General features: G+C 66.7%; 7 protein-coding genes. 5 read left to right on the top strand and 2 right to left on the bottom strand.

Translation table 11 applies throughout. From position 1 onward, the window contains the following. Positions 1 to 154: 154 nt before the first annotated feature. Positions 155 to 622 carry a DUF2510 domain-containing protein gene (locus tag NFR41_RS10375; protein WP_251231790.1) on the bottom strand — a complete coding sequence of 156 codons (468 nt, stop codon included), beginning with the start codon at positions 620 to 622 and terminating at the stop codon, positions 155 to 157. Between the two features lie 343 nt (positions 623 to 965). On the opposite strand from NFR41_RS10375, the gene NFR41_RS10370 reads away from it, so the two are divergent. Continuing rightward, complete coding sequence (locus NFR41_RS10370; RefSeq protein ID WP_160213873.1) at positions 966 to 3,530, top strand: ATP-dependent Clp protease ATP-binding subunit; 2,565 nt, start codon at positions 966 to 968, stop codon at positions 3,528 to 3,530. A gap of 128 nt (positions 3,531 to 3,658) precedes the next feature. Here NFR41_RS10370 and NFR41_RS10365 read toward each other — a convergent pair whose 3' ends face one another. Continuing rightward, on the bottom strand, positions 3,659 to 4,042 hold the full coding sequence (locus NFR41_RS10365; RefSeq protein WP_251231789.1) for a RidA family protein: 384 nt from the start codon (positions 4,040 to 4,042) through the stop codon (positions 3,659 to 3,661). 91 nt (positions 4,043 to 4,133) lie between these two features. On the opposite strand from NFR41_RS10365, the gene ilvA reads away from it, so the two are divergent. The 4 genes from ilvA to cysS all read left to right on the top strand — a co-directional run bounded on the left by ilvA (position 4,134) and on the right by cysS (position 8,325). Next, a complete protein-coding gene (ilvA, locus tag NFR41_RS10360) occupies positions 4,134 to 5,345 on the top strand; it encodes a threonine ammonia-lyase (protein WP_160213868.1) in 1,212 nt (403 codons plus the stop codon). Positions 5,346 to 5,415: 70 nt separating this feature from the next. Beyond that, positions 5,416 to 6,255 (top strand): 2-C-methyl-D-erythritol 4-phosphate cytidylyltransferase, encoded by an 840-nt coding sequence (gene ispD, locus NFR41_RS10355; protein ID WP_251231788.1) that lies wholly within the window; start codon positions 5,416 to 5,418, stop codon positions 6,253 to 6,255. Positions 6,256 to 6,258: 3 nt separating this feature from the next. Beyond that, on the top strand, positions 6,259 to 6,771 hold the full coding sequence (ispF, locus tag NFR41_RS10350; RefSeq protein WP_251231787.1) for a 2-C-methyl-D-erythritol 2,4-cyclodiphosphate synthase: 513 nt from the start codon (positions 6,259 to 6,261) through the stop codon (positions 6,769 to 6,771). Positions 6,772 to 6,816: 45 nt separating this feature from the next. After that, positions 6,817 to 8,325, top strand: a complete 1,509-nt coding sequence (cysS, locus tag NFR41_RS10345) for a cysteine--tRNA ligase (RefSeq protein ID WP_251231786.1) — start codon at positions 6,817 to 6,819, stop codon at positions 8,323 to 8,325. Positions 8,326 to 8,557: the final 232 nt, after the last annotated feature.

Genomic DNA, 8,557 nt, shown 5'->3' with positions numbered 1-8,557 from the left:
GACTCCGGAGGAGTTCCGGAATCAGTCCCTTGCAGCTTAGTCTTTATTAGCCCGTCTAAGAACTGGGGTGCAGTTCAGATGCGGGCGCTTCGGCGGCCTTAAGGGCGACGGACTTCAAACGGCGGCTTTGGCGGCCGTTTGAAGGAGCGCAGGGCTACTGGTTGTCCTTCTTGCTTACCAGCAGCAGGATACCGCCGACCAGCGACACGAAGATGAGGGTGCACACGCCGAAGGCGACGGTGTTGGGCTTGGTGCCCTTGTAGATGTTCCAGGAATGCACGGTCATGGGGATCATCCAGGCGAGCGGGATGATGACCCAGCAGACGGTGACGCAGGTGACCACGCACAGGATGAAGTTGATGAGGCGCAGGGTGCGGTCGGTCTCGGTCATGGGGTAGGTGGCATAGCCGCCGTAGGGGAGCGGCTGGTCGGGGGTGGCGTAGTACGAGGGCGCCTGGGCATAGGGGCTCTGTGCTGCCTCGGGCTGAGACGCCTGGGCGGCCGGCTGGGCGCACTCCTGCACGGTGGTGTAGTTGTCGGTCCATTGGGCGCCGTCCCACCAGCGAAGCTTGCCCGCCTCTCCCGACGGGTCCGGGTACCATCCGGCTTGAGGTTGATCCATGGTTCTCTCCTGGTCGAGGGTTTTCATTGCGCCCATGATATACCTGTTGCCGCCCTCCCGTGCCGACTGCGCGAAACCTTAAGCGAATCTTCCAATACGCGGCCCGCGGGGCTCGAAACGGAAGTCGCCTTCGGAAGGCGTCGCGCGCAGGGGCTATGGGCTGCGTCGGGCCCCGGCTGGCCGCGATCGGTGAGGTGCTTCGTCAGATACGGCGAAATTGTGTTCGAGGGGCTCTGCTTCAGGCGCGCTTAGCAGTCTGTTGACGCGAGTGCTAAGATGGATCCCAAATATTTGCGGCTCGGGACGCACGTCCGCGGAGCCCCGAGAAGAGAAGCGAGGTCCCATGTCATTCGAGAAGTTCACGGACAAGGCGCGCAAGGTGCTCGTCTTGGCCCAGGAGGAGGCCCGGGGGCTGCACCAGCCCTACGTGGGCACCGAGCACATCCTGCTCGGCCTCATCCAGGAGAAGGACGGCATGGCCGCCCAGGCCCTGGCGCGGCTCAACGTCACCTACGACGGCGTGGTGCAGACCATCCGCCAGGTGGTCAGCATCGACGAGGACGCCGACGTGTCGGGGCACCTGTCCTTCACGCCGCGGGTGAAGCGGGTGCTCGAGAGCTCGCTTCGCGAGGCCATGCAGATGGGTCAGAGCTACATCTCCACCGAGCACCTGCTGCTGGGGTTGGTGCGCGAGGGCGACGATACGGCCATGGAGGTGCTCGGGCGCCTGAACGTCACCGGGGACGCGGTGCGCGGCGCGCTGAACGATTTGGTGGGGCAAAGCCCCGTCTACGCCGGGCGCAACCCCTTCGACGGCGGGTCCATGCCCGACAGCATGCTCAAGGAGTTCGGCACCGACCTTACGGCCAAGGCCCGCGAGGGCAAGCTCGACCCGGTCATCGGGCGCGCCGGCGAGATCGAGCGCGTCATGCAGATCCTGTCGCGGCGCCAGAAGAACAACCCGCTCATCATCGGCGAGCCCGGCGTGGGCAAGACCGCCGTGGCCGAGGGCCTGGCCCAGCTCATCGTATCGAACCAGGTGCCCGACATCCTGCGCGGCAAGCGTCTGATCACGCTGGACGTGTCGGCGCTGGTGGCGGGCAGCAAGTACCGCGGCGAGTTCGAGGAGCGCCTGAAGAAGTGCATCAAGGAGGTTCAGGACGCGGGAGACGTGATCCTGTTCATCGATGAGATGCACACGCTCATCGGCGCCGGTTCGGCCGAGGGCTCCATCGACGCGGCCGCCATCCTGAAGCCGCCGCTGTCCCGGGGCGAGATCCAGGTCATCGGCGCCACCACGCTGGAGGAGTACCGCAAGCACCTGGAGAAGGACTCCGCCCTGGAGCGACGCTTCCAGCCCATCACCGTAGGCGAGCCCACCGAGGAGCAGGCCGTGCGCATCATGGAGGGCCTGCGCGACCGCTACGAGGCGCACCATCAGGTGCACTTCACCGACGAGGCCCTGCATGCGGCCGTCACCCTGGCCGACCGCTACATCCAGGACCGCTACCTGCCCGACAAGGCCATCGACGTGCTCGACGAGGCCGGCGCCCGCATGCGCATCCGCAACATGACCCTTCCCAAGGAGCTGCGCGAGCTCGACGACCAGCTGCGCGAGGTGCGCCAGAAGAAGGACGCCGCCATTGCAGCCCAGGACTTCGAGCAGGCGGCTGTGCTGCGCGACCAGGAGACCACGCTGAAGGAGCAGCGCGTCCAGGCTGAGAAGCAGTGGGAGGAGGACTCCGCCAAGACGGTGCAGCAGGTGACCGTGCAGGACATCGCCGACGTGGTGTCCATGACCACCGGCGTGCCCGTGTCCAACCTCACCGAAGCCGAGACCGAGAAGCTGCTGCGCATGGAAGGCGTGCTGCACGAGCGTGTCATCGGCCAGGACGAGGCGGTCACGGCGCTGTCGAAGGCCATCCGCCGCAGCCGCGCCGGGCTCAAGGACCCCAAGCGCCCCGCCGGCTCGTTCATCTTCCTGGGCCCGTCGGGCGTAGGCAAGACCGAGCTCTCGAAGGCGCTGGCCGAGTTCCTGTTCAATTCGGAGGACGCCCTCATTTCCTTCGACATGTCCGAGTACATGGAGAAGCACACCGTCTCGCGGCTCATCGGCAGCCCTCCGGGCTACGTGGGCTTCGACGAGGGCGGCCAGCTCACCAAGGCCGTGCGCCAGCGCCCCTACTCGGTGGTGCTCTTCGACGAGATCGAGAAGGCGCACCCCGACGTGTTCAACATCTTGCTGCAGATCTTGGAGGAGGGGCGCCTCACCGACTCCCAGGGACGCACGGTGGACTTCCGCAACGCGGTCATCATCATGACCTCCAACGTGGGCGCCCGCGAGATCGCCCAGCCCAACACCTTGGGCTTCTCGGCCGACGAGCACGCGGGCCTGTCCGACAAGGAGATCCAGAGCCGTGTTATGGCCGAGATGAAGAAGCTGTTTAGGCCCGAGTTTTTGAACCGCATCGACGAGATCATCGTGTTCAAGTCGCTCACCGACGACCAGATCGTCAAGATCGTCGACCTCATGGTGGCCGACCTGCGTGACCGCATGATCGCTCAGAACATGTCCATCAACCTGACCGAGGCCGCATGCCGGCTCATCGCCAAGGAGGGCACCGACACCACCTTCGGCGCCCGTCCGCTGCGCCGCGCCATCCAGCGTCTGCTGGAGGACCCGCTTTCCGAGGAGATTTTGGAAGGGAAGTGGACGGCCGGCTCCATCGTGGAGGTGGACGCGGTCGACGGCGAGCTGGTGTTCGCCCAGGGCTCCGGCGAGATTCCCGCGCCCCGCAAGCGCGACAGCATCGCCCGCGAGGCCGAGCTTCTGCTCACCAACTTCGACCTGGGCCACGCCAGTTCCGGCGCCCCGGGCGGCGGAGCTGCGGGAGGGGCGGCCGACTAGGAAGGCCGGTCCGGTAGCGGAAACGTGCAGGGCCCCGGAGATCGTCGTCTCCGGGGCCCTGCTTTCGCTGCAGTGCGAAACCGCACGGCGCGGGGTGCCGAGTGCCGTCGTGCGCCGGCCTTTCGCTGCTAGATCTCGGCCAGCATGGCGATGACCTCCACCTCCACGAGCGCCCCCTTCGGCAGGCCCGCCACGGCCACGCAGGAACGGGCCGGCAGCACGTCGGCGAAGCTCTTGGCGTACTCGGCGTTGAAGGCGTCGAAGTCGCCCATATCCGTCAGGAAGCAGGTGGTCTTCACCACATGGTCCCAATTGCTGCCCGCTTCCTTCAGCAACGCGTCGATGTTCGCCATCACCTGGGCGGTCTGGGCGGTGATGTCGCCCTCGACCAACTTGCCGGTGGCCGGGTCGATGGCGATCTGGCCCGAGGTGTATAGCCGCCCGAAGGCGAGGTTGGCCTGCACGTAGGGCCCGATTGCGGCAGGGGCCTGGGTCGTTTGAATGCTCTTCATGAAGCGCTTCCTTTCCCGATACGACGTCGTCGTGCGTGCTAGAATACCAAAACACCATTCAGGCACCGGGATACAGGGACGAGGTTTCACAATGCTCACGCGAGAGGCGTACACCGAGGCGGCGGCACGGGTTCGGGAGGTGACGCTGGAGACCAAGCTGGTGTACAGCCCCTTCTACAGCGAGCAGAGCGGCGCCAACGTGTACCTGAAGCCGGAAAACCTGCAGCGCACCGGCGCCTACAAGGTGCGCGGGGCCTACTACAAGATATCCACGCTCTCCGAAGAGGAGCGCGAGCGCGGCCTGGTGACGGCCAGTGCCGGCAACCATGCCCAGGGCGTGGCCTACGCCGCGCAGCAGTTCGGCGCGCGGGCGGTTATCTGCATGCCGGTCACCACCCCCTATATAAAGGTGGAGCGCACCCGGGCGCTGGGGGCGGAAGTGGTGCTGGTGGGCGACGTGTACGACGAGGCCTACGAGGCCGCCTGCCGTCTGGCGCAGGAGGAGGGGCTCACCATGGTGCACCCCTTCAACGATCTGGCGGTGGCCACGGGCCAGGGCACCATTGCCATGGAGATCGTGCAGGAGCAGCCGCTCATCGACGTGATCGTGGTGCCCATCGGCGGAGGCGGCCTTGCGGCGGGGGTGTCCACCCTGGCCAAGCTCCTGAACCCGCGCATCCGGGTGGTAGGCGTGGAGCCGGCCGGCGCCGCCTGCATGAGGGCCTCGCTTGAGGCCGGCCAGGTGGTGAAGCTGCCCTCCGTGTCCACCATCGCCGACGGCACCGCGGTGCAGGAGCCGGGCGACCAGGTGTTTCCCTACATCCGCGACAACGTGGACGAGATCGTGTGCGTGGAGGACGGCGAACTCATCGGCGCGTTTCTGGACATGGTGGAGAACCACAAGATGATCGTGGAGAACTCCGGGCTTCTGTCCGTGGCTGCGCTGAAGCACCTGGACGTGGCCGGCAAGAACGTGGCCTGCGTGCTCTCCGGCGGCAACATGGACGTGATCACCATGTCGTCGGTGGTGCAGCACGGGCTCATCCAGCGCGACCGCGTGTTCACCGTGAGCGCCCTTCTGCCCGATCGCCCCGGCCAGCTGCTGCTGGTGGCCCAGACCATCGCCCAGGCAAACGGCAACGTCATCCGCCTGGACCACAACCAGTTCGTCTCCACCAACCGCAACGCCGCCGTGGAGCTGCGCGTGACCGTGGAGGCCTTCGGGCCCGACCACAAGCAGGCAATCATCGATGCGCTGCGCGCTGTGGGCATCGATTCCCAGGTGGTCACCACGCAGCTGTGAGTCGCTTGCACTATACTGGTGCCAAGCATTGCTTCGCCGAACCGTTTCCGCCAGAAGGAAGGGCGCTACCATGACCACGACCATCGACCCGGTGTTCACCCCGGAAGTGCTGCAGGCCTCGCAGCTGATCGAAGAATCCTTCGACTGGGGCAGCCTACCCCAGGAGATGGTGGGGCTGCAGGGCAAGGTGGACAAGAAGGCCCAGACCGCGGCCATCATCCTGGCCGGCGGAACCGGCGAGCGTTTCGGCCGCGACGGCGGCAAACAGCTGGTCGAGATCGCGGGCAAGCCTATCCTCACCTGGTCGGCCGAGGCCTTCGATGCCGTGGGGGACGTGGGGCTGATCGTGGTGGTGTGCCCCGAGGAGCGCCAGAGCGAGTACCTGGTGCGCGCTATCGATCCCTTTCCGTTCGTCACCCCCATCGTGGTGGCTCCGGCAGGTCCTACGCGTCAGGAGTCGGCCTTCTCGGGGCTGGAGTTCGTCCCCGAGCAGTTCGAGTACGTGGCGCTGCACGACGGTGCCCGGCCGCTTGTCACCCCCGAGCTCATCGAGCACACCATCGCCACGCTGAAGGGCAACGTGGACTGCGACGGGGCGGTGGTGGCCCATCCGGCCGTGGACACGCTGAAGGTCATCGAGAACGGCTTCATCGTGGGCACCCCCGACCGGCGCGTGTTCTGGAACGCCCAGACCCCGCAGGTGTTCCGTGCGGGCATCTACCGGCGGGCCCACGCCAGCGCCCTTTCCGACGGCTTCGTGGGCACCGACGACTCGTCGCTCATCGAGCGGCTGGGCGGCCGGGTGCGCGTGGTGGAGGGCAAGCGCGACAACATCAAGCTGACGGTGCCCGAAGATTACCTGCTGCTGGCCGCCGCCGTGCGCCAGCGCTATGCCCAGGGAGGGGAGTAGGCTATGGGAAGCGATGCCTTGGAAGCCCTCGGCAGCCTGCGCGTGGGCCAGGGCTACGACGTCCATGCGCTTGCGGAAGGGCGCAAGCTCATCTTGGGCGGCGTGGAGATCCCCCATGTCAAGGGGCTGCTCGGCCATTCCGACGCCGACGTTTTGGCCCATGCGATCTCCGATGCGCTGCTGGGCGCCATCCGCGGCGGCGACATCGGCAAGCTCTTCCCCGATACCGACCCGGCCTATGCGGGGGCCGACTCCCTGAAGCTGCTGGCGGCCGTGGCGGCCAAGGTGCGCGAGGAGGGCTACCGTATCCTGGACGTGGACAGTGTCGTGGCCGCCCAGGCCCCCAAGCTCTCGCCCTACCGCGAGCAGATGCGCGAGAACCTGGCCCGGGCCATGGACATCCCGGTGGAAAACGTGGGCGTGAAGGCCACCACCACCGAGCGCTTGGGTTTCGAGGGGCGCGAGGAGGGCATCTCGGCCAGCGCCGTGGCCCTGTGCCTGCGATGTAGCGACTAGCCCCGCACCCGTCAGTTGAGATTATCGGCAGAAAGGCCCGACTCCATGATTCGACTTTACGACACCAAGCTCCGCCAGAAGGTGGACCTCCAGACCCTCGAGCTTGGGAAGGTGGGCATGTACGTGTGCGGTCCCACCGTGTACAACTACATCCATATCGGCAATGCGCGCACCTTCGTCTCCTTCGACGTGATTCGCCGCTACCTGTTGTGGCGCGGCTTCGATGTGACCTTCGTCCAGAACATCACCGATGTGGACGACAAGATCATCAACAAGGCAAACGAGGAGGGTCGCCCCGCTGCCGACGTGGCTCGGGAGTACGCCGACGCCTTCATCGAGGACATGCGCCGGCTGGGCGTCATGGACCCCACCGTGCGCCCCTACGCAACCCGGGAGATTCCCGAGATGATCGCGCTCGTGGAAGAGCTGATTGCCAAGGGGCACGCCTACGAGCAGGACGGCGACGTGTACTTCAGCGTGCGCAGCTATCCGGAGTACGGCCAGCTCTCCGGCCGCAACATCGACGAGATGGAAGGTGGCCACCGTGAGCTGCGCGCCGACGGCGCCGGCCTTGAGGACCGCAAGCGCGACCCTCTGGACTTCGCCCTGTGGAAGGCCGCCAAGCCCGGCGAGCCCGCCTGGGAGAGCCCCTGGGGCATGGGTCGCCCCGGCTGGCACATCGAGTGCTCGGCCATGAGCCGCAAGTACCTGGGCCTTCCCTTCGATATCCACGGCGGCGGCGCCGACCTGGTGTTTCCCCATCACGAGAACGAGTGCGCCCAGAGCCAGGCGGCCTGCGGCTGCACCTTCGCCAACCACTGGATGCACGGGGGCATGCTGCAGGTCAACAAGGAGAAGATGAGCAAGTCGTTGGGCAACTTCATGCTGCTGCGCGACGTGCTGGACGTCACCCGTCCCGAGGTGCTGCGCTTCCTCATGCTGCAGACCCACTACCGCAGCCCCCTGGACTTCTCCGACGAGCGACTGAACGAGGCCGCCAGCGCCCTCGGCCGCATCGAGAACGCCGTGCGCAACCTCGACTGGCAGATGGACAACGCCTCGGCCGAGGCCACCTCCACCCTGGACGCGCCGGCGCTCACGGCCATGGCGCGCGAGGCGAAGGTGGAGTTCGTGAAGGCCATGGACGACGACTTCAACGCGCCGCGGGCCCTGGGCGTCATCTTCGACTTCATCGGCTCGGCCAACGCCGCCCTTGACGGGCGCGTGCTCTCGAAGACTGACGTGCCCGCCGTGGCCCAGGTGCGCGATATGATCGTGGAGCTTACGGGCGTGCTCGGCATTCAGCTTGAGGCTGCCGGCGAAGGGCAGGCCGGCGCCGACTATCCCGAGGCGGTGCTCATGCTGGCCCGCGACCTGGCCGGTTTCGAGGGGCTTGACAGGGAAGCCGCCGTGCAGGCGCTGCTTGACGCCCGTGCCGATGCGCGCGCGCAGAAGAACTGGGCTGTTGCCGATGCCGTGCGCAACGGCCTTGCCGACATGGGCTTTATCATCGAGGACACTCCTCAGGGTGCTCGCGTCAGCTTCGAGGGCTAGCGGCTTTTTTGGCGGCGTGGAAGTTTCTTAGGCGGGGGCGGCGCGGGGCGAGGGTCCCGCCGCTTGTCCTCGCCTCGCGCGGTTGCGGCGGGTTGGGACCTCTTGCCGCTGCGGAATCGCGTCGGGACCCTCGCCCCGCGCCGCCCCCGCGTGCAGGTTCCTGCCGCTCCTGCCGCCTTCCCCGCTCCGTGCCGCTATGACGGGTCGGGGCCTCTCGCCGCTGCGGAATCGT

The sequence above is a fragment of the Adlercreutzia aquisgranensis genome (genome assembly GCF_943193145.1).
Taxonomy (GTDB): domain Bacteria; phylum Actinomycetota; class Coriobacteriia; order Coriobacteriales; family Eggerthellaceae; genus Xiamenia; species Xiamenia aquisgranensis.
This window is presented reverse-complemented; position numbering and strand designations above follow the sequence as displayed.